We start from the raw sequence: 21541 nt of genomic DNA, 5'->3' as shown, positions 1-21541 counted from the left end.
CTGGGCGACGACCTCGTCTTCCACCGCTCCGCGCTCGCCGCCCTCCGCGATCAGCTCGCCGCCTATAAGAAGACCTCCCCCAGGCTCGACGTGGCGAAGTTCAAGGACCTCACCGGCGTCTCCCGCAAGTACGCCATCCCGCTGCTCGAGTGGCTCGACCGCGAGCGCGTCACGAGGAGAGTTGGGGACGAGCGGGTCATTCTGTAGTCGTCGGTCGTTGGTCGTCGGCTGTCGGCCGCAACGATCCCGCATGGCCGACGACCGAGGGCCGACGACCGACGACCTCCCCGCCGTCCGCGGGTTCTTATAATGGGCAGATGGTCTCCGTCCGCCCGGCCACGAAGCACGACGCCGCGCTCATCCTCGAGTTCATCCACGGCCTCGCGGAGTACGAGCGCGCGCCCGAGCAGGTCGTCGCCACCGAGGCCGACATCCTGCGCGATGGCTTCCCCGCCTCCGGCCAGCCCAGGTTCTGGGTGCTCATCGCCGAGCTCGACGGCCGCCCCGCCGGCTTCGCGCTCTACTTCTTCAACTACTCCACCTGGCTCGGACGCTGGGGCCTGTTCCTGGAGGACCTGTTCGTCCCGCCCGCGCACCGCGGCCAGGGCCTGGGCAAGGCGCTGCTGGTCGAGTTGGCGCGCATCGCGGTCGAGAAAGAGTGTTACGGCATGCGTTGGAACGTGCTCGACTGGAACCAGCCCGCCATCGACTTCTACGAGGGTCTGGGCGCCGAAGTGCTGAAGGAGTGGCAGGTCGTCCGCATCATGGGCGAGCCGCTCAAGAGGCTGTCGGGCAGCCGGAAGGTGTGAAGGTTTGAGATTACAAATCGCAAATTACAAATCACAAATCGCGGTCGGAACACCATGTCACAGGTAACGGTGATCGGCGCCGGCCTCGCCGGCTGCGAAGCCGCGTGGCAGCTCGCCCGCCGCGGCATCGCCGTCGAGCTCTGCGAGATGCGCCCGGTCCGCCAGACGCCCGCGCACCAGACCGACAAGTTCGCCGAGCTCGTCTGCTCGAACTCGCTGAAATCGGAGAGCCTGAACACCGCGCCCTGGCTGCTGAAGGAGGAGATGCGCCGCGCCGGCTCGCTCCTGCTCGAGCTCGCCCGCGCGACCTCCGTCCCGGCCGGCCACGCGCTCGCCGTCGACCGCGACGCCTTCGCCGCCCGCGTCACCGACGCCATCGCCCGCGAACCGCTCATCACCGTCCGCCGCGAAGAGGTCACGCGCATCGACGAATCCGCCGGCCTCACCATCGTCGCCACCGGCCCGCTCACCTCCGACGCCCTCTCGCAGGAAGTCGCCCGCCTCTCCGGCTCGGACCATCTTTACTTCTACGACTCCATCTCCCCCATCGTCGACGCCGACTCCATCGACCGCGCGCGCGTCTACCTCGCCGCCCGCTACGGCAAGGGCACCGCCGACTACATCAACTGCCCCTTCACCAGGGACGAGTACGACCGCTTCTACGACGCGCTGCTCTCCGCGCAGGCCGTCGAAGAAAAGGACTGGGAGAAGCTGAATTATTTCGAAGGCTGCCTGCCCATCGAGGAGATCGCGCGCCGCGGCCGCGACACCCTGCGCTTCGGCCCCATGAAGCCCGTCGGCCTCATCGATCCGCGCACTGGGCAGCGCCCCTACGCCGTCGTCCAGCTCCGCCAGGAGAACCTGCGCGCCGACTCCTACAACCTCGTCGGCTTCCAGAACCATTTGAAGTTCGGCGAGCAGGCGCGCGTCCTGCGCCTCATCCCCGGCCTCGAGAACGCGAAGTTCCTGCGCTACGGCCAGATCCACCGCAATACCTACATCAACGCGCCCACGCTGCTTTCGGAGACCCTGCAGATGAAGCAACACCCGCGCGTGCTCTTCGCCGGCCAGATCTGCGGCGTCGAGGGCTACACCGAATCCATCGCCGCCGGCCAGCTCGCCGGCCTGACGACGGCCGCGCTCGTCCGCGGCGAGACGCCGCAGCCGCCGCCGCGCGCCACCGCCCTCGGCTCGCTCGTCCACTACATCACGCACGCGCCCGCCAAGAACTTCCAGCCGGCCAACATCACCTTCGACCTGCTCGCGCCGCTCGACGACGAAACCCGCAAGCGGGTCCGCGACAAGAAGGAGCGCCACCGCCTCCAGTGCGAGCGCGCGCTCACCGCCTGCGCCGAGTGGCTCGCGCGCCTCAGCGCGCCGGCGCCCCTGCCGCTCGCTCGCTGACGCCTTTCAGCTTCAGCTCCGCCGGCACCCCGCTCGGATACTTCTTCTGGATCTCCGCCTGGATCTGCTGCTCGCGGTTCCCGGGGTTGGGGTGCGTGCTCATGAACTCCGGCTGCCGCCCGCCCTTCGAGCTCTCCGCCAGGATCTCCATCACCCGCAGCATCGCGCGCGGGTCGTAGCCCGCGGCCGACATGAAGTCCACTCCCAGCCGGTCCGACTCCAGCTCGTCGTTCCGCCCGTAGCGCAGCTGCGCCATCTGCGCCGCGAACGCCGCGACCATCGCCGCGCTCTGCCCGCGCCCGTACTCGTCCGAGCTTCCCACCGCCACCGCCCCCACGATGCCCTGCGCCAGCTGGCTCTTCGCGATGTGCTCGGCCGCGTGCCGCCCCACCACGTGCCCCACCTCGTGCCCCAGCACCCCGGCAAGCTGCGCCTCGTTCTCCAGCCGCTTCAGCAACCCGCGCGTGATGAACACCGGCCCGCCCGGCAGCGCGAACGCGTTCACCGTCTCGGGATCGCGCAGCAGCGTGAACTGGAACTGGTAGGGCGCGTCCTTCGCCGCGCTGTGCTCCACCACCCAGCGCCCCACGCGCTCCACCTCGGCCTGCGCCACCGGGTCGGGATCCGCGCCGCCGAACTGCGCCGCCATCTGCGGCGCCGACTCCAGCCCCAGCGCCACCTCCTGGTCCGCCGTCAGCGAGACGTGCTGCACCTCGCCCGTGACCGGGTTCACGTCCCGCTTCATGTAGTAACCGATAAACGACACTGCCAGGATCACGACGGCAATGATGAGTCTGGGTGAACGGCGCATGGCTGGACTCCCGTCTGTGAGATGGGCGGCCCGCCGCCCGAGTTGGTGGCGCGCGAAAACACTGGACGCGGCCCCCGCTCCCAAGTAATTTCGTGCCGCAACCTATGGCCGTGCCGCTCAACGCCCTCGACGCCATCTCCGGCGCCTTCAGCCGCGCCGGCGACCTGCTCTTTCATCCCTTCCGCTGGTCGTTCTGGTGGCGCATGGCCTTCATCGCTGTCCTGACAGGCGAGGCCGGCGGCGGCGGCAACGTCTTTCGCATCCCCGCCGAGATCCTCGACAAGTCCGGCCGCGCTGGCGACCGCTTCCTCGCCGCCGCTCCGCCCTGGGCCGGGCTCTCCATCGCTGCCATCGCGGTCCTCGTCCTCGCCGGCCTGGTCATCACCCTGGTCTTCATGTACCTGGCGTGCGTCTTCCGCTTCGTGCTCTTCGACGTCGTGCTGACCGGCCGTTATCGCCTGCGCGAGGGCTTCGCGCGCTGGCAGCACCACGGCACCCGCTTCTTCTGGTGGGTGCTCGGCTACCTCGCCATCATGATGTTCGCGCTCGGCTTCTGCATCCTGCTCATCGTGGGCAGCGTCAGCGGCGTCAAGTCCGGCTCGCCCATCGCCATCCTCGTCCTCATGTTCGCCGCGCTCCTCGCCCTCTGCTTCTTCCTCGCCGGCGCGCTCGTCTTCGTCCTCACCAGGGACTTCGTCATCCCCATCATGGCCATGGACGGCGTCAGCGCCCTCGACGCCTGGGCCCGCCTCCGCCCCATGATCACCGCCAACCTCGTCGACTACCTCGCCTACATCGGCATGAAGATCGTGCTCGCCATGGCCGCCGCCGTCGCTGCCGGCATCGCCTCGTTCATCATCCTGCTGGTGCTCGCGCTCCCTGTCGGCATCATCATCGGCGTGCTCGCCGCCGCGCTCCACCTCACCTGGAACCCGCTCACCATCTTCCTCGCCGTCCTCGCCGGGCTCATCTTCTTCCTGCTCATCTTCTTCGTGATGGGATTGCTCGGCGCGCCCATCGGCGTCTTCTTCCAGTCCTACGCCCTGCTGTTCTTCGGACGCCGCTATCGCCCGCTCGAGCTCGCGCTCTACCCCGAGCCGCCCGCGCCGCCGCCTGCGCCCGTGGCGCCGCCCATCATGCCGCCCCCAGCCGAGCCAGGCCCCGCCCCGGCCTAGACCGGCTCGCGGCCGGCAGCTCGCAGCGCGCTCGAGCCGCGGCCCGGGGCCAGCCGCTTGCCATACTTTGGTGCGGAGGAGGTCGACTCGCCCGCCACTCCTCTCGCTACCTCTTCTTCATGAGGCAGACCTCTCGCACACCGCCAGAAAACAAGAAGTAAAGAGTTTTCCTCCTCTCCTCCTGTTTTCATTTCCGCTTTTTCGGCTTGGGGATGTACTCCCGCTTCTCTCTTGCGCGGACGCGCAGCCGCAGCGGCGTCCCCAGGAACCCGAACGCCTCGCGGATCCGGTTCTCCAGGTAGCGCTCGTAGCTGAAGTGCAGCTTCACGTCTTTGTTGGTGAACAGCAGGAAGGTGGGCGGCCCCACCGACACCTGCGTCATGTAGTAGATCTTCACCTTGCGCGCATACGGCACCGACGCCCGCTCGAAGTCCACGCTCTTCAGGAAGCGGTTCATCTCGCCGGTCGAGACCCGCTTGTAGCGCTCGCTCGCCACCTCCGCCAGCGCCGTGTACAGCCGGTCGATCCCCTTGTTCTCCGCCGCCGACACGAACACCACCGGCGCGTACGGCAGGAACTTGAGCGCCGCGCGGATCTGCTCCTCGTAGAGCTTGCGGTCGGCCGGACGCTGCCCGTCCTTGCGCCCCTGCCCCACCAGGTCCCACTTGTTGACCACCACGAGCACCGAGCGCCCGCTCTCGTGCGCGTACCCGCCGATGGTCTGCTCGGCGTTCTCCACGCCGCTCACCGCGTCCAGCACCAGCAGCGTCACGTCCGCCGCTTCCATGTGCTTCCGCGCCATCACCACCGAGAGCTTCTCCGCCATCAGCCGCGTCTTGCCTTTTCTGCGGATGCCCGCCGTGTCGATGAACCGGAACTTCCGCCCGTCGCGCTCCACCAGCTCGTCCACCGCGTCGCGCGTGGTGCCGGGGATGGGCGAGACGATGGCGCGCTCCGCCCCCGTCAGCGCGTTCAGCAGCGTCGACTTCCCCACGTTCGGCCGCCCGATGATCGCCACCTTGATCTCCTCCGGCTCGCCGCTCTCTTCGGCGCTCTTCTCCGCGCCCTCTCCTTCGTCCTCTGCCCTCTCTGCGTTCCCCGCTTCTTCTTCCCCCGGCAGGATCGCCACCACCGCGTCCAGCAGCTCCGCCACGCCCGTCCCGTGCTCCGCCGAGATCGGCCAGACTTCCTTGATGCCCAGCCGCCGGAAGTTCTCCGCCTCAGCTTCCAGCTTCGGGTCGTCGACCTTGTTGACGGCGAGGAACAGCGGCTTGCCGGTGCGGATCAGCAGGCGCGCCAGCTCCAGGTCGGGCGCAGCCAGCTCGGTGCGCAGGTCCACCACCATCACCACCGCCGCCGCCTCGTCGAACGCCATCTTCGCGTGCCGGAAGATCTCCGCCGGGATCAGGTCTTTGTCTTCCGGGACGATCCCGCCGGTGTCGATCACGCGGAACTTGCGCCGCCCCCACTCCGCCTCCCCGTACAGGCGGTCGCGCGTGATGCCCGGCTCGTCTCCCACGATCGCGCGACGCGACCCCACGATCCGGTTGAAGAGCGTGGACTTCCCCACGTTCGGGCGTCCGACGATGGCGATGGTGGGTGTCTTCATGGCGTGCGGCAGGAGTGCGGGCTCCGTACCGAGGCTATCAGACTCGCCCCCACGGCGCCGTTCTCTGTGTCTCTGTGTCTCTGTGGTAGGTGTTCCTAATTCACGCGTGAAGATTGCTTCCCCAGCTTCTCTTTCACGCTCGCGTAGAACGTCCGCAGGTCCTCGCTCGCCCCCTGCGTCAGCCGCCGGTAGATCTTCATCGACGGGAACAGCTTCGCGCCCTGCACCGTCAGCGTCAGCGTGGCGAACTGCTGCCCCGGATACGTCTCGATCGACCAGTCGCCGCCGAACTTCCGCCGCACCACCTCGCCGAAGTACGCGCCCCACATCTTGCAGGTCTCGGCATCCGCCGCCGGCCCCTCGCTCAGCAGCGCCTCCAGCCGCTCCACGCTCGCCTCGCTGTAATCCAGTTCCATCTTCTGCGCGCGCGCCTGCTCCACCGCCTGGCTGGCGTATCCGAACACCATCTGCTCGACCGTCTCGCTCACGAGCTCACCATACATTGACTTTGACTTCGGAGGGGCCGCCGCTCGCTAGGCCCCCGACTTCAGTCGGGGGCGCGAAGCGCGCGGCCGAAAAGACGCGAGCGCAGCGAGCATCCACTCTGCCGAAGGCCCGCGCTCAGGCCCCGCCTTTGGGCCGAAGCGCCGATAAAGCTACTTGATCTCGACCATCACCCAGCGCACCGGCTCGGTCCCCACGTTGCGCAGCGCGTGCGTGAACCCGCTCTCCGACGCCCACTCCACCTCGCCCGCCTTCACCTCGAACACGCTCTTCTTCGCCTTGCCGGCGACCTCGTTCTGCATCTTCCCGTCGGTCAGGAAGACGACCAGGTGCGGCACCTTGTGATCGTGCGCCGGCTGCGCCGCCCCCGGCTCCAGCTCGATCTTCTCGGCGTGCGCGCGCTCGTTGTCCACCATCCACGTGCTGCTCATGCCCGCTCCCACCAACTGCTGCGCCGCCCCCGCGTTCGCCTCCGGCTTGTCTTTCATCACCTCGATGGTCACGTTGCGGAACGGCTTCTTCGCGTCGTTGTTGATGGCGACGTGCGCGAACCCGCCCTTGGCGTACGCCACGTCGCCGTCTTTCAGCTTCTGCTGCACCGGCGGCGCGCCCTGCCGCGCGTTCGTGATGTCGGCATCCCCCAGGATGACGAACAGGTAGTCGCGGTCGTGCTGGTGCATCAGCGTCCGCCCGCCCGCCGGCACCTCCACCTTGTAGACCTTTACGTAGCTATTCTCGAGGAACAGGTGGTGCATCGGCTCTTGGTCCACCGGGACAGGCGCGGCAGCTTCCTGCGCCCATAACACCGCCGACACCAGCAGCAACAACGTGAGACGTCTCATGGCCGCGCCATTGTAGTGCTTTCGCCTTGGACTTACATCAAACGCCAGAGCTGCGCCTAGAAGATCTTCATCCACCCATACACGCCGACCGCCGCGCACATCCCACCCGCGGCCGCCCCGATCCAGAAGTTCTCCCCGAACGAGTTCACCGTCCGCATGACTCGGCGGTCGTTCGCCAGCACCAGCGTGAAGATCAGGATGGGGACGACCAGCACTCCGGCCAGCGCCTGCGACCAGAACATCGCCGTCACCGGGTTGATGGGGAACAGGTTCGCGAACGCCGCCAGGAACAGCGCCGCCGAGATCAGCGCGTAGAACCTGCCGGCTTCCCACGGATGCTCGCTCAGCCCCGCCTTCCACTCCATCGCCTCGGAGATCGCGTAGCACATCGACGCCACCAGGATGGGCAGCGCCACCATCCCCGCGCCCAGGATCCCCAGCGCGAACAGGATGCCGCCCAGGTCGCCGACCGCCGGCCGCAGCGCCTCGGCGGCACGCCGCACCGTCAGCTCGCCGCTCGCCTTCATCGCCAGCGTCGCCCCCGCCGCTAGGATGATGCAGTACGACAGCAGCGTGGTCACCACCGTCCCGGCGTGCGAATCCGCCGCGTGCAGCTCGTGCCCGATGATCGCCTGCTCCCGCCGCGAGCTCGTGTTCCACACCAGGATGTAGGGCGTCAGCAGCGAGCCCGCCAGCGCGATCACCGTCATCATGTAGCCGGCGCTGTGCGGCACCTCCGGGACCAGCGTCCGCAACACCAGCTCCCGCGGCGCCGGCGCCACGATCAGCGCCGCCGCCACGTAGATGAACAGCGGCAGCGCCAGGAACAGCAGCGCTTTCGTGATCTTCACGTAGTCGCGGAAGATCAGCATGTACCAGATCGAGAACGCCGCCAGCGCCACGAAGTACATCCGGCTCTGCCCCGCGATGATCGACATCGCCTCGCTCACCGCCATCAGGTCCGCCACGATCATCGCCATGTTGATCGCGATCACCAGCAGCGCGCACGCCAGCGCCACTCGCCGCCCGTAGTGCAGCCGCAGCAGGTCCACCAGCCCCTGCCGCGTCTGGTGCCCGATACGCGCCGTCACCCGGAACACGTTCAGCAGGAACGGCACGCACAGCAGCACCACCCACAGCGTGGAGTACTGGTACATCGCGCCCGCCACCGTTGCCGTCAGCACCAGCGCCGGGTCCACGTCGGCCGCGCCCGTCACCACCCCCGGCAGCAGCCGCCGTAGCCAGGGCTGCCGCGGCAGCGGCTCGTCGCCGCCGCCGGGAAACTGCACCACGCGCCCGCGGTCCTGCGGCGTGCCTTTGCGGTATTCGGTCCTAGGGAACTTTGGGAATCTCACTGCTCCGGTCCCGGGAGAGCCTGTGCTCCAGCTCCAGCCGCAGCGGCCGCGCGAACGTGATGATCCCGAACGACGCCATCGCCGCCAGCAGCAGCGCGCTCGAGATCCACAGGAACACGCGCGACGCGTTCGTCGACGCGATGCGTGCGATCACCTCCGCGTTCTGCGGCGTGATCATCAGCGCGAACGCCAGCACCAGCATCCCCAGCCCGGCCAGCAGCGCCGTCAGGTTCTTCGCCCAGCGCCCCCGCGCGTGGTACTCCGCGAACAGCGCGAACCCGTACAGCACCAGGCCCCCGATGATCAGGAAGTTCGTCACCACCGCGATCGCGGTCTTCGCGTCCACCCCTGTAGGACGCTCCCGCAGCAGCTCAGGTTGGCGTGGCGTCGTTGGCGGTCGGTCGTCGGTCTTTGCCCAGCCGCCCTCCGCCGGGCCCCGGCCTAGTCCCCGGCCACTCGCAACTCGGGACTCGGGACTCGCAACTCCGCCTTGACCATCCCGTACCGCCGGTCGCGCTGGCCGAACTCCTCCACGACCTCCCGCAGGTCCGCCGGCGTGAACTCCGGCCACATCTTCTTCAGGAAGAAGAGCTCGGTGTAGGCGCACTCCCACAGCAGGAAATCCGAGAGCCGCTGCTCCCCGCCCGTCCTTATTAATAGGTCGACGTCGGGCGCGCACTCGCAGTTCTGCGCCGCCGCCAGCCGCGCGCGGAAGCTCTCGCGGTCCCCCGCCGGTTCGCCCGACGCCCGCACGATCGCATCCCGCGCCGAGTGATCCACCGCCAGCCGCAGCAACAGTCGCGCGCCACAAGCCGTGTCGCGCTCCGCCGCCGCGATCGCCTCCACCACCTCCGGCGCCAGGCGGTCGCGCCGCCCGATCACCGTCATCCGCACTCCGTTCGCCACGCACTCCGCGCGCTCGCCCAGCAGGTACTTCCGCAGGAGCCCCATCAGCGCCCCCACCTCTTCCGCCGGACGCTTCCAGTTGTCCGACGAGAACCCGTAGAGCGTCATCGTCCCGATGCCGCAGTCCGGCGCCGCCCGGATGATCTTCCGCGCCGCCTCCGCCCCCGCCCGGTGCCCGGCGACGCGCGGCAGCCCGCGCTCCACCGCCCACCGCCCGTTGCCGTCCATCACCAGCGCCACATGCAGCCCTGCGAATCCACTTTGCCCCATAAAGTGACTAGCCCTCAAAAAAGCGGCTTCCGCCGCCGTCGCAAATCACAGATCACAAATCGCAAATCACAGATCGCAGATCACAAATGCCTCGTCGCCTTGATCAGCCCTTCCATCTCGTCCAGGTACTTCTCCAGCGCCCTGCGTCCGGCCGCCGTCAGCCGAAAATCCGTCCGCGGCGTCCTGCCCTCGAAATATTTGTTGCACGCCACGTACCCGCCCTCTTCCAGCTTGCGCGCGTGCACGCTCAGGTTGCCGTCGGTGGTCGCGAGCAGCGCCTTCAACTCGTTGAAGCTCAGCTTGTCGTTCACCGCCAGCGCGCTCACGATCCCCAGCCGCATCCGCTCGTGGATGAGCGGGTCGAGCCCCGGCGCCGCCGCCGAAGCCTCCCGCCGTCGTACCTTTCCGTGAGGTCCTTCGTGCGACCTTTGTGTCCTTGGTGTTGCGCTCTTCGCGTTACCCGCCATGCTCCCTCGCGATCACGTATCCGAACACCAGGTGCAGCCCGCCGAACCCCGCGCCCAGCAGCAGCCACGCCCAGCCCAGCGGCACCATCAGCGCCACCCCGCCCAGCACCATGAAGCAGTAACCCATCAGCGGCACCGCCCGCACCGAGAAGCTTCCTCCCGTCACCACCGCCGTGCCGTACAGCAGCAGCCACACGCCCGGCACCATGGTGCGGTTCCCGGAGTACCACAGCACCACCGTCAGCACGCCGCCCGCGATCAGCGGCGGCAACAGCGCCAGCACGAACTTGCGCGCCACCGCCGTCCACAGCGGCACGCCCATCCGCTTCGCCTTCCGCTCCGAGCTCCACAGCGCGATCGCGATCGCCACCGCCGCCTCGGCCAGCCACACCGTCATCCACCCCGAGCCCAGGAACATGTGCTTCGAGATCGCCGCCGCCGCCAGCGCGGTCGCGCCCACCAGCATCTGCCCCCGCCCGCTCACCGCCGTGAACGACCCTGCGCTCGCCATCGTCTGCCGGATGTAATTCAGGTCTTCCAGCCGCACCTCGGCCAGCGGCTCGCCCTCCGGCGCCTCGAACGGGATCAGCTTCCGCCCCGCCGGCTTCCGCCCGTGATGTGGGTTCTCCCCCATGCTGGCTTAGAAGTATCCCCCGCCGCGCGAGTTGTCAAGTACTTTTCATTACAAAGCTACGGTAGAATCCCGCTTCCGATGCCCCGACTCCGCCTGCGCTGGAAGATCCTCCTCTACGCCAGCTCCCTGCTGGTGGCGCTGCTCGCCGCCATGCTGGTCTTCGTCAACTGGCAGGCCGACCGCTTCGTCAACCAGCGCCTCGCCACCGACCTCGACCAGGGACGCAAGCGCGTCCAGCAGGCCTCCGCCGAGCGCTTCGACCGCCTCGACTACCTCGCCCGCAACCTCGCCTCCTATCCCGACCTCAAGGCGCTGCTCGACACCCGCGACCTGCCCACCATCCGCGATTTCCTCGACACCCAGCGCGCCGCCAACTCGCTCGACCTCCTCCTCGCGCTCGATTCCGCCGGCAAGGTGCTCGCGCGCACCGACTCCGCCGACCCCGCCGCGCTCGCCGAAGCCCCCGCCTGGACCGCCGACCTGCTCGCCGGTCGCCCCGCGCGCGGCTTCCTCGCCATCGACGGCCGCGTCTACCAGGCCACCGCCGTGCCCGCCTCCGCCGGCTCCACGCTCTTCGGCTTCCTCGTCGCCGGCGTCGCCGTCGACGACGCCTGGGCGCGCCGCCTCGCCGAGCTTTCCGGCGCCGACGTCGTGCTCGCTTCCTCCGACCGCGTCCTCGGCTCCTCCCTCTCCCAGTCGCGCACCGCCTGGAAGACCCGCGCCGAATGGGAGCAGCGCGTCACCGCAACCCAGACGCGCCTCGAACTCGCCGGCGAAGCCTTCTCCGCCATCGCCGCGCCGCTGGAAAGCACAGGGCCCCTCGCCGTTGTGCTGAAGTCGCGCTCCGAAGCCCTCGCGCCCTACCGCGGCATCCAGCTCGGCCTCATCGCCCTCGGCCTCGTCGTCGCGCTCGTTGGCATCGTCGGCTCGGCCGTCCTCGCGCGCTCCGTCACCGCGCCCATCGCCCGCCTCGAGCACGGCACCAGCGAGGTCGCCGCCGGCAACTTCGACTTCCGCCTCGATCTTCCCCCCGGCGACGAGATCGGCTCCCTCGCCGCCAGCTTCAATCACATGACCGAGGGCCTGCGCGAGCGCCGCGACCTCCAGAAGTTCGTCTCCCGCTCTGCCATGGAGCGCGTCCGCTCCAACGTCGGCCACGAGCTCACCCGCGGCGAGCGCCTGCAGCTCACCATCTTCTTCTCCGACATGCGTGGCTTCACCACGCTCTCCGAGCACAAGCAGCCGGAAGAAGTCGTCGCCATGCTCAACTCCTGCCTCTCGCTCCAGGCGGAAAAAGTGAAGAAGTTCTCCGGCGACATCGACAAGTACGTCGGCGACTGCGTCGTCGCCATCTTTTCCGGCCAGGACATGGCCCTCAACGCCATCCGCTGCGCGCTCGAGATCCACAAGGCCGTCGCCGACTGGAACGCCGCCAATCCCGCCCGCGATCCTCTGCAGGTCGGCGTCGGCATCGTGACCGGCGAGGTCGTGCTCGGCTCCATCGGCAGCGCCGACCGCCAGGATTTCACCGTCATCGGCTCGAACGTGAACCTCTGCTCGCGCCTCTGCGCCAAGGCTGCCGCCGGCGAGGTCCTCCTCGCCGAGAGCACCTACAAGCTGGTCCAGGACCTGGTCGCCGCCGAGCGCCTCGAACCGATGGAAGTGAAAGGCTTCAGCCGCCCCGTCGAGGTCTACCGCATGCGCATCACCGCGCGCGCCCATAACGCCTAGCGCACTTTTCGGAGGTCATCCCGAGCGAGCGCGAGCCCGCCGTGGCGGGCGAGCGGGAGTCGAGGGACCTGCATTTCGGTCCCTGTGGACCGTGGACTGTGGACTACCGCGCCTTGTACTCGTAATCCTTCCCAAACTTGTTCTTGTGCGGCAGCTCCACGTACTTCGACTCGTCCAGCGTGAGCGCCGGACCCGCACCGCCCGCCGCGGCCTCGGCTGTCGCCGGTGTCGCGCGCTCCGACCACGCCGTCACGCGATACTTCCCCGCCGGCACGTCCAGCTTGTAGCGGCCGTCCGCGGCGACCTCCGCGATGTAGCTGGTCGGCACCACGTGGATCACCGCCGTCATCTCCGGATGGATGTTGCAGAACACCCGGTACGTGTTCGCCGTCTTGAACACCACCGGCTTCGACGTCTTGTACAGCCCCAGGTCGAACTCCCCCGGCTTCTGCTTGGTGAAGACGTTGTGCAGGATCGGGTCCTGGTTGTCGAAGTCCACCGTCGACCCCACCGGGATCACCAGCACGTGCGGCGTGATCTGCTTGTTGAGCTGCTTCATGGTGAAGCGCCCCGGCTTCGCGGCCGCGCCGCCCTCGAGCGGCTCGGCATAGACGTACGTCGGCACCTCGCTCTTCCGCCCGACGACCTTCACCGTCCCCGCGATCTCCGCCGCCTGCGCCGCGACTGCCAACAGCGAGAACGCCAACGCCAACCCGATCTTCGTCATGAGTTCACACCATCCAGAGTTGTCATTCTGAGCGAGGCGCGGGCGAACCATTCCCGCGCCGAGTCGAAGAACCCCTATCGCCGGAAAGCGGTCGCGTGAGCAACGCCCCGCGCAGCTTCTCCGCCGACGCCCCATCAAAGCTCTCCAGCACCAGCACGCGCTCGCCCGCGAACTCCACGGAGACCGTCCCTTCCTCCGTCTGCCACACCCGCCGGTTCCCGTCGCGCGCCGCCGCGCCCGCCCCCGGATACTTCTTGCCGACCGCCTTCGCGTACACCTCGGCAAAATCCTCCGCCGCATCTTTTTTCTGCCATTGCGAGACGTACACCAGTTCCACGTCCTTGGTCGTCAGCCCCTTGCTCTCGCCCTTGGTCGTGAACAGGTACCACCGCCCGCCGCGCCACTTCGGCGCCAGGCCGCCCGCCTTCCCCTTGCCCGCGAACTGCTCCGCCATCAGCGCGACGTCGAGCTGCCCGGCGGTCTCGATCCACAGCAGCTTGTGCTCTTCGCCCAGCAGCGCACCGAGCTTCGGCAGGTCCATCTGCGGCACCGGCTCCTTCTTCAGGTAGTTCTCCGGCATCATGATCTCGCGCGCGCTCGTCGGAGGCCGCGCGATCGGCTCGTTGTACGCCAGCTTGGGCCCGCCGCTCCGGCTCAGCCCGGTCACGAACTCGAACCCGCCTGTCCAGTACGGGAACTCCGCGCTCGCGCTCAGGTAGAGCGGCGTCTTCTTCACCAGCTCCTTGTTCTCTTTGCTCATGCTGGGGAACGCCGATTCCGCCTGCCGGATGAACTCCTGCCGGCTGCTCATCCCGAAGGTCGCGTACCGGCTCGACTTCGACCACAGGTACTGCACCGTCGCGTACATCGCGTGCCCTTCGATCACGGCCTTGCGCGCGAACGCGCCGTCGTCGAAGGTCGGACGGTGCCCGTCCTCGCTCCGGTTCGCCGCCTTCGCCTCCGCCTCGCTCCCCCCGCGCATGTACTCCTCGATGGAAAAGTGCTGGTCCTCCACCGCGTGCATCAGTTCGTGCACCAGCACCGGCTCGCGCTGCCCGCGCGCCAGCGTCTCCAGCAGGTACAGCTTCTTCTTCTCCGGGCTGTAGTACGCCAGGATCAGCCGCGGATGGCTCTCCGTCTCCCACTGCTCGATCGAGAAATCCCGCGGCACCAGCCCCAGCTTCTTCAGCAGCAGCTCGTGCGCCTGGTTCGCCTCGCGCGATTCGGCTTCCTGCTTCGCCGCTTCTTCGCGCGACTGCGCCAGGATCTTCTCCTGCGTCGTGAACTCCAGCTCGACCGGCGCGCGCGCCTTCAGCCCCAGGTCGCTCTCGAAGAACGCCAGCACCTTCCCCACCGCCCCGACCAGCTCCTGCTTCTCTTTGTCCGACATCGCGCGCTCGCCCGCGAGCGCCGGCAGCGCGGCCATCGCCGCCAACAGCAATAGCAGCGCGATCAGTCGCTTCTTCATGTTGTTGGGGTCCGGCGCCGCCACTGTGGACTGTGGACTGTGCACTGTGGACTAGTACGGATACGGCTCGATCTTCCAGCGGTCGAACACGCGCGCGTCCTTGAACACCTCGAACAGCGGCCCGTCGATCTCGCCGTCTTTCACCGCGTAGCCCAGGATCTCCAGCGCGCGCTCCATCGAGATCGCCTTCTTGTACGGCCGGTCCGCCGCCGACAGCGCGTCGAAGATGTCGGAGATCGTCATCATGCGCGTCTGCACCGGGATCTCCGGCGCGCTCAGCTTGTACGGATATCCCAGCCCGTTCAGCTTCTCGTGGTGCCCGCGCGCGATCGCCGGGATGTTCCGGATCTCCTTCGTCCACGGGATCTGCTGCAGGAAGTTGAAGGTGTGCACCACGTGCGACTCGATCTGCTTCCGCTCTTCGTCGTCCAGCGACCCTTTTCGGATGCTCAGCAGCCGCACCTCGTCCTCGGTCAGCAGCGCCTTCTCCTCGCCGTCGAAGTCCAGATAGTGCCGCGCCGCGATGTCCACCAGCTTGTCGAAGTTCCCCTCCGGCAGCACCGTCGGCTCGTTCGATTCCAGGATGGTCTGGAAGTATCGGTCGGCTTCCTCCACCTGCTTCGCCAGGTCGGCGTCGAACTTCGGCTGCTCCTTCAGGTACTGCTCGCGGCCTTTCTCGAGCGCGTAGTCGAGCTTCGACCGCAGCGCCAGGTTCTCCATCGTCCGCTTCACGAAGTGGAACCTCTGCCGGATCAGCTCCAGCTGCGCCGGGTAGAGCTTCTTCGCCTTGACCAGCACTTCCTCGCGCACGCCGACCTTGCCGAAATCGTGCAGCAGGCTCGCGTAGCGGATCTCTTTCATCTCCGTGCGCGTGAACTTCACGCCCGCGTACGGCCCGGCCTCCGCGCGGTCCACCGCCTCCGCCAGCGCCACCGTCAGGTTCGCCACCCGGAACGAATGGCCGCTCGTGGTCGGGTCGCGCGCCTCGATCGCGATGACGCTCGCCCGCACGAACCCTTCGAACAGCCGCTGGATCGCCTCGTACAGCCGCGAATTCTCCAGCGCCACCGCCGCCTGGCTCGCCAGCGACTGGATGATCTCCTGCTGCCGCGTCGCGAACGGCGTCACGTGGTTCACCACGTCCGCGATCTTCAGCAGCTTCACGTCCCACTTCCGCTTCGCGTTGATCAGCTGCACCACCCCGACGATCTCGTCCTTCTGGTTCCGCATCGGGACCGCCAGGATCGACTTCGTCCGGTAGCCCGAGTCCTCGTCGAACTTCCGGTTGATCGAGTACGGCACCTCGTCCGGCATGTGGTACGCGTCCGGGATGTTCACCACCTCCGCCGTCTGCGCCACGTATCCCGCGATCGACCGGTTCGAGATCTCCATCACGTGCTCCCGGAACGGGATCTGCACCGAGTCGTTCTGCGCCAGCTTGAACCGCAGCTGTTTCTTGATGTGCTTCTCGCTGTGCTCCGCCAGCTTCCCCAGCTTGCTCGCCTGGATCGCCGTCTTCGCCGCCGTTTCCGCCGGCAGCATCTTCATCGCGTCCGGCGACGTCTCGTCGTGCGCCAGGATCTTCGCCGTGTCGCTCCCCAGGTCGTCCACCGGCGCGTTCTCCACGATGTACAACGACCCCGCGTCCGCCATCGTGATCTCGCGCGACTTCGTCAGGATCAGCTCCAGCAGCTTCTCGGTATCGTGCTCCGCCGACAGCGCCGCCCCGATCTTGTTCAGCTCGTTGATCTCGTGCGTCGCGTGCGCCAGCTTCTCGCCCAGCTCCCGCCGCGACAGGATCAGGTGGATGTGGTCGATGGCGTTGTCCACCATCCGCTCCACCAGGTCCGTCGGCGTCTCCGGCGGCAGGTACGAATACACGATCCCGTCCAGCCGCGGGTCTTTGAACCGCTTCCCCGAGAGCGCGATCACCCGCAGGTTGGGCGCCCGGCACGCGTTGTAATGCTCCTCGATCAGCTCTTCGCGCGAGACGAACAGCACCCGCTCCACGTCCCCCGACTGCTCCGTCAGGTTCTCGTACGGGATGCGCCGGTACTTCTGCACCCCCAGCATCGCCTTCTTCCCGATCTCGTCTCCGCCGAAGTACACCACGAACGGCAGCGGACGCGCCTGCGTCCCCGCAGCCAGCACCATGGTGGTCGTCGCGGATGTGCTCATCTTTTGCTTCGGACGTGCCGTCCGAGAGGGGGGAGTTCTCGACGTTGGCGGCTAACTATATCAGAAACAGCTAGGCGCGTCCGCAGCCTTCCCCTGCCCTCCCGACCGCGCCAAATCAGGCCTTGCCGCGCATTGCCCTCGCCCGGGCCGGGCCCTCGCCCGCCCCCAAAGACCACCGCCCAACCGCCATTGACTGAGGTATAATCGCGGCCCTTCCCCCGTTAGTTTGCGATAACTCCGTTCCCAGGTTCAGTAACAAGGAGATCTGTGATGGCGACCCCGACCACTTCCGTCCCGCCGACCGGGACCGGCGCTACCGCCGCTGCCGCCGCACCCGCGCCGGCTCCGGCCGCTGCCGCACCCGCCCCCGAGCACTTCCTGCAGCGCATCAAGCTCTTCAGCGGCCTCTCCATCCTCGAGTGCTCCGAAGTGGTCAAGCGCATGAAGCGCCGCGACTTCCCGCCCAACCAGATCATCGTCCGCGAAGGCGCGCCCGGCAATTCCATGTTCTTCATCACCGCCGGCCAGGTCGAGGTCCGCAAGAAGGACACCGTCACCGGCATCGACTTCCTCCTCACCGAGATGGGTCCCGGCCAGAACTTCGGCGAGATGTCGCTCTTGACCGGCAAGCCGCGCACCGCCACCGTCACCGCCGTCCAGCCCACCACCTGCGCCGTCCTCGAGCAGAAGGACTTCCAGGACCTGCTCATGCAGTATCCGAAGATCGGCATCGCGCTCACCACCATCCTCGCCGAGCGCGTGGAGGCCGCCTCGCAGCACGTCGGCATCGAGTACATCAACCTCTCCAAGATGAACTTCGATGCCCGCGTCCTCCAGCTCCTGCCCCAGACCATGATGCTGCAGCACAAGATGATCCCGGTCGCCTTCGCCAACAACCGCCTCACCCTCGCCATGACCAACCCCAACAACATCCTCGCGCTCGACGACATCCGCCGCATCATCAAGGGCGTCATGATCGAGCCCGTCGTCATGACCGAAGACGACTTCCGCAAGTTCATGAACACCACCTACCAGGAGCTCACCCGCAAGGAAGAGGAGAAGCTCCAGGCGCAGCTCGGCAAGGAGCAGTCCAAGCCCGTCGAGCTCGTCGCCGAGAAGAAGGCCGAGGTCACCATCGACCTCCTCCAGTCCGACATCATCCGCGACCTCCAGATGACCGAGGACATGCAGTCCCAGTCCATGTCCGACAACAAGCAGGAGCTCACCGCCGCCTCCGAGGACGCGCCCATCATCCGCCTCGTCAACTCCATCCTCGGCCTCGCCATCAAGAAGGGCGCCAGCGACATCCACATCGAGCCCATGGAGAAGGACGTCGTCGTCCGCTTCCGCCAGGACGGCGCCCTCCAGATCGTCCAGAACCTGCCCAAGAAGGTCCAGCTCGGCCTCATTTCGCGCTGCAAGATCCTCTCCAAGCTCGACATCAGCGAAAAACGCCTGCCGCAGGACGGCCGCATCTCCGTCAACATGGAAGGCAAGCCCATCGACTTCCGCGTCTCCACCGTCCCCGCCAAGTGGGGCGAGAAGATCTGCATGCGCATCCTCGACAAGTCCAACACCACGCTCGGACTCGACAAGGTCGTCGCCCACCCCGACATCCTCAAGAAGATCCGCGACCTCGTCGCCCAGCCCTACGGCATCATGTACGTCACCGGCCCCACCGGCTCCGGCAAGACCACCACCCTCTACTCCGCGCTCGCCGAGATCAACGACCCTGAGGTCAACATCTCCACCGCCGAGGACCCCATCGAGTACGACCTCGCCGGCGTCAACCAGATCCAGGCCAACAAGGACATCGGCCTCGACTTCGCTCGCATCCTCCGCGCCTTCCTCCGCCAGGACCCCGACGTCATCCTCGTCGGCGAGACCCGCGACAAGGAGACCGCGCACATCGCCGTCGAAGCCGCCCTCACCGGCCACATGGTCTTCACCACGCTGCACACCAACTCCGCCGCCGGCGCCTTCACCCGCCTGGGCGAGATGGACGTCGAGCCGTTCCTCATCTCCGCTTCCACCGTCGGCGTGATGGCGCAGCGCCTCGCCCGCCGCCTCTGCCAGAACTGCAAGGAGGCTTACCAGGTCGACGAGGCCACCGCGCAGTACCTCGGCCTCACGCCCGGCGAGACCATCTACAAGGGCAAGGGCTGCGACGCCTGCGGCGGCAAGGGCGTCCGCGGCCGCGTCGGCATCTACGAGGTCATGGTCATGAACGCCCGCCTCCGCCAGATGGTCGCCAAGGCCGCCCTCACCGAGGACATCCACAAGGCCGCCATCGAGGACGGTATGCTCGACCTCCGCATGTACTCCGCCTGGCTCATCCGCCAGGGCCTCACGACGGTGGATGAAGTCTTACAGGTGGTTTCAGTTCAGGAGTAACGAACCCGTTTCCGGTTTCCGGTTTCCCGTTTCCCGATGGCCCGCTCACTCGAGCGGGCTTTTTTTCTCCGCTGTCATCCCTTGAGCGGCCGCGCTTCATCCCGAGCGAGTCCGCCGCGCTTCCCCGCGATTTGTCATCCCGAGCGAGGCCGCCGTGGCGGACGAGTCGAGGGACCACGCCTTGGCTAATCGCTAACGGCTAATCGTTAATCGCTTCTCTTTTGCCTTTTGCCTTTTGCTTTCCTCTGTGCCTCTGTGTCTCTGTGGTGGATCTTCGGCTCCGATTTCACTGGAAACTGGAAACCGGAAACTAGAAACTGGTTTCGTGCCCCGCCACTTCGACTACTCCCTCGACGTCCCCTGCTCTCCCGCCGACGCCTACGACCGCATCACCAGCTCCGACGCCTGGCAGGGCTCCGAGGTCTACGGCAAGATCCAGTGGGTCCAGGGCGAGCCCTGGCAGCCCGACAGCGTCCGCGAGGTCGAGACCCTGGTTCCCTTCCGCGCGCAGCATAAGCAGCGCGTGCTCGCCGCCCACCCCGGCCGCGTCATCGACATCATGAGCCACGGCATGGGCTACACCAACCACACCCAGATCCTCTTGGAGCCCTCGCGCGGCGACGCTGCCGGCGCCACCGGCGGCGGCACCCACATCCAGTACGTCATCGACATCGAGGGCTCCCTCCCCCTGCCCGGCTCCCTCATCGACGACTTCGTCCACCGCTTCATGGACGCCTACCTCCCCGAGCTCAAGAAACTCTGCGGCGGGTAGAACCAGTCGCTAGTCGTCAGTCGCTAGTCGCCAGGAGACCTTCAACGCCGAGGCGCTGAGTACACCGAGGACTTCTTTTCGCCGCGGATGGCCTTTCGCCTGCCCCGAGCGCAGCCGAGGGGCGGAGGAACGCGGATCGAGAACCTGCTCACCGCGGAGGCTGAAAAGGCTCTGCGAGAAAACCTGAGCCGAACTGCTTACCGCGGATCAACGCGGATCAGAATCCAAATCCACCACAGAGACACAGAGACACAGAGTGGATCGGGTCCAGCTCGCCCGCAGCGCGCGGCATTGGCAGGTCAGGCCTTCAGGCCTGACTCGCGCAGCGACGAAGGGCGTGAGCCGTGTGTAAGGGGAACGAAAAGACCACTTCCGAGCCGCGCGCAGCGCCCGCGCGCAGGCCCGCTCGGCGGGACGGAGCGTCCGAATCACGGTATCGGGGTACCCCACCCCCCCTCTCTTTTTGGCGCCGACAGCGGTAAAGCCAACGTTCGCAGCGCCTTGCGGGAAAACTTGCCGTGATTTCTACCGTGGTTTTACCGTGCTTAGTGACCATATTGCATTCGCACTCACTCGATTGACAGTATTGACAACCGCAATTTCATCTTTTGTGGCGTGTGTGGTTGTCGTCATGCGGATGCCGAGCCCGGGTCCATGGGCAACGGCCCTTGCCGTCTTTATGGTGTGTGCTTTCCTCTTGGTATGGTGGGTCTACAGCCGGTCCGTAGCATATTTTCAGAACATCGGACCCTTCCATCTGAAGAACGGGACGTGGGTAACAATCTCTTCATGCATGTATGACGTCGCGCTTGCCGTCTTAAGTCTCGTCCTTATCAGATCAAGGTAGCGCTGCATTCCGGCGAGGAGGTTACATGGAAGAGGGCCGAGGGTCTTCCTCCGGCTGTTTCCTGCTGATCCTGGTAATCATTTTTGGAGCTGGGTGGTATCAGTCCTCACGTGAAGTTAAACGTCTGAATAGGCAGCTCGCCGTGGCGAGGGCCGAGGCTGAGCGAACGGAAGCAGACGCCAGTGAGCTGCGCAGCCAGGTGGACGAGCTAAAGTCGAACGTGGACGACTTTGCCTACAACAATTGGCAGGATGTCGTTGGCGAGGTTGAGAACTCTACTTCGCAGGTCGACTCGAGCCTCGAAGCGCTTGAGTCCGATTTACAGGCCGTAAATGAGAGTCTTGTGTCGGTCGCGGATGACGACTGAGAGACCACAAGCCTGGAATCCTCCCGCCGTGCGCCAATAACCCGCCGTACATGCGCGCCGCCCCAGCGCTGGGCAGGCGGACCGGTTGAGGCAGCGATGAGCAATAAGCAGCGCTCGGAAATCGCTCCCGCTGAGCGATAATCCCGTGCATGAACATCCTGTTATGGGTGCTGCAGGGGCTGGCGGCGCTGGTGTACGGAGCGTCGGGCGTGATGAAGGTCTTCCTGTTCGACAAGATCAGCGGCGAGGTGCCGTCGTTCGGGGCGCTGCC

Annotated in this window: 20 protein-coding genes; 8 read left to right on the top strand and 12 right to left on the bottom strand. The window is 66.9% G+C overall.

Going from position 1 to position 21541, the window contains the following annotated elements; genetic code table 11:
- From VLA96_06120 to trmFO, 3 genes are all read left to right on the top strand, one after another.
- Positions 1–207: SelB C-terminal domain-containing protein (locus tag VLA96_06120; protein HSE48768.1), on the top strand; the 207-nt coding region annotated here is incomplete at its 5' end.
- Between the two features lie 110 nt (positions 208–317).
- The gene (locus VLA96_06115) at positions 318–809 is read left to right on the top strand and encodes a GNAT family N-acetyltransferase (GenBank protein ID HSE48767.1); all 492 of its coding nucleotides are present in this window, start codon (positions 318–320) and stop codon (positions 807–809) included.
- A gap of 54 nt (positions 810–863) precedes the next feature.
- Positions 864–2213: a methylenetetrahydrofolate--tRNA-(uracil(54)-C(5))-methyltransferase (FADH(2)-oxidizing) TrmFO gene (gene trmFO, locus VLA96_06110; GenBank protein HSE48766.1), complete on the top strand. Its 1350-nt coding sequence runs from the start codon at positions 864–866 to the stop codon at positions 2211–2213.
- Here the strand turns inward: trmFO and VLA96_06105 are convergent.
- Entirely contained in the window at positions 2179–3024 is an 846-nt protein-coding gene (locus tag VLA96_06105) for a M48 family metalloprotease (protein ID HSE48765.1), read from the bottom strand. The two genes, trmFO and VLA96_06105, sit on opposite strands and share 35 nt — an antisense overlap.
- 92 nt (positions 3025–3116) lie before the next feature.
- Between VLA96_06105 and VLA96_06100 the strand changes: the two genes are divergently transcribed.
- Positions 3117–4199, top strand: coding sequence for a hypothetical protein (locus VLA96_06100; GenBank protein HSE48764.1), 1083 nt, complete (start codon positions 3117–3119; stop codon positions 4197–4199).
- A 187-nt stretch (positions 4200–4386) separates the two neighbouring features.
- Here VLA96_06100 and der read toward each other — a convergent pair whose 3' ends face one another.
- The 8 genes from der to VLA96_06060 form a co-directional block, all read right to left on the bottom strand.
- A complete protein-coding gene (der, locus tag VLA96_06095; GenBank protein HSE48763.1) occupies positions 4387–5808 on the bottom strand; it encodes a ribosome biogenesis GTPase Der in 1422 nt (473 codons plus the stop codon).
- Positions 5809–5903: 95 nt separating this feature from the next.
- Positions 5904–6311 (bottom strand): hypothetical protein, encoded by a 408-nt coding sequence (locus VLA96_06090; GenBank protein ID HSE48762.1) that lies wholly within the window; start codon positions 6309–6311, stop codon positions 5904–5906.
- Positions 6312–6464: 153 nt separating this feature from the next.
- On the bottom strand, positions 6465–7154 hold the full coding sequence (locus VLA96_06085; GenBank protein HSE48761.1) for a cupin domain-containing protein: 690 nt from the start codon (positions 7152–7154) through the stop codon (positions 6465–6467).
- Positions 7155–7210: 56 nt separating this feature from the next.
- On the bottom strand, positions 7211–8509 hold the full coding sequence (locus tag VLA96_06080; GenBank protein HSE48760.1) for a divalent metal cation transporter: 1299 nt from the start codon (positions 8507–8509) through the stop codon (positions 7211–7213).
- Complete coding sequence (locus VLA96_06075; GenBank protein HSE48759.1) at positions 8487–8855, bottom strand: hypothetical protein; 369 nt, start codon at positions 8853–8855, stop codon at positions 8487–8489. Before VLA96_06075 ends, VLA96_06080 begins: the two co-directional genes overlap by 23 nt.
- A gap of 95 nt (positions 8856–8950) precedes the next feature.
- Positions 8951–9655, bottom strand: a complete 705-nt coding sequence (gene uppS, locus VLA96_06070) for a polyprenyl diphosphate synthase (protein HSE48758.1) — start codon at positions 9653–9655, stop codon at positions 8951–8953.
- 110 nt (positions 9656–9765) lie between these two features.
- Positions 9766–10026, bottom strand: a complete 261-nt coding sequence (locus VLA96_06065) for a transcriptional regulator (GenBank protein HSE48757.1) — start codon at positions 10024–10026, stop codon at positions 9766–9768.
- Between the two features lie 115 nt (positions 10027–10141).
- Complete coding sequence (locus VLA96_06060; protein ID HSE48756.1) at positions 10142–10786, bottom strand: hypothetical protein; 645 nt, start codon at positions 10784–10786, stop codon at positions 10142–10144.
- Positions 10787–10864: 78 nt separating this feature from the next.
- Here VLA96_06060 and VLA96_06055 point away from each other — a divergent pair, with 78 nt between their 5' ends.
- Positions 10865–12517 carry an adenylate/guanylate cyclase domain-containing protein gene (locus tag VLA96_06055; protein HSE48755.1) on the top strand — a complete coding sequence of 551 codons (1653 nt, stop codon included), beginning with the start codon at positions 10865–10867 and terminating at the stop codon, positions 12515–12517.
- 103 nt (positions 12518–12620) lie between these two features.
- Here the strand turns inward: VLA96_06055 and VLA96_06050 are convergent, their stop codons facing one another.
- Genes VLA96_06050 through VLA96_06040 form a run of 3 tightly spaced genes read right to left on the bottom strand, consistent with a single transcriptional unit; the run spans position 12621 to position 16890 of the window.
- Positions 12621–13244 (bottom strand): hypothetical protein, encoded by a 624-nt coding sequence (locus VLA96_06050; GenBank protein HSE48754.1) that lies wholly within the window; start codon positions 13242–13244, stop codon positions 12621–12623.
- A gap of 22 nt (positions 13245–13266) precedes the next feature.
- On the bottom strand, positions 13267–14712 hold the full coding sequence (locus tag VLA96_06045) for a hypothetical protein (protein HSE48753.1): 1446 nt from the start codon (positions 14710–14712) through the stop codon (positions 13267–13269).
- A gap of 51 nt (positions 14713–14763) precedes the next feature.
- The gene (locus VLA96_06040; GenBank protein HSE48752.1) at positions 14764–16890 is read right to left on the bottom strand and encodes an HD domain-containing phosphohydrolase; all 2127 of its coding nucleotides are present in this window, start codon (positions 16888–16890) and stop codon (positions 14764–14766) included.
- A gap of 270 nt (positions 16891–17160) precedes the next feature.
- On the opposite strand from VLA96_06040, the gene VLA96_06035 reads away from it, so the two are divergent.
- The 3 genes from VLA96_06035 (at position 17161) to VLA96_06025 (ending at position 21270) form a co-directional block, all read left to right on the top strand.
- Positions 17161–19284, top strand: coding sequence for an ATPase, T2SS/T4P/T4SS family (locus VLA96_06035; GenBank protein HSE48751.1), 2124 nt, complete (start codon positions 17161–17163; stop codon positions 19282–19284).
- A 325-nt stretch (positions 19285–19609) separates the two neighbouring features.
- Positions 19610–20056: a hypothetical protein gene (locus VLA96_06030; protein ID HSE48750.1), complete on the top strand. Its 447-nt coding sequence runs from the start codon at positions 19610–19612 to the stop codon at positions 20054–20056.
- A gap of 872 nt (positions 20057–20928) precedes the next feature.
- A complete protein-coding gene (locus VLA96_06025; protein ID HSE48749.1) occupies positions 20929–21270 on the top strand; it encodes a hypothetical protein in 342 nt (113 codons plus the stop codon).
- Positions 21271–21541: the final 271 nt, after the last annotated feature.

Source organism: Terriglobales bacterium, from assembly GCA_035457425.1.
GTDB lineage: Bacteria > Acidobacteriota > Terriglobia > Terriglobales > Acidobacteriaceae > JACPNR01.
This window is presented reverse-complemented; position numbering and strand designations above follow the sequence as displayed.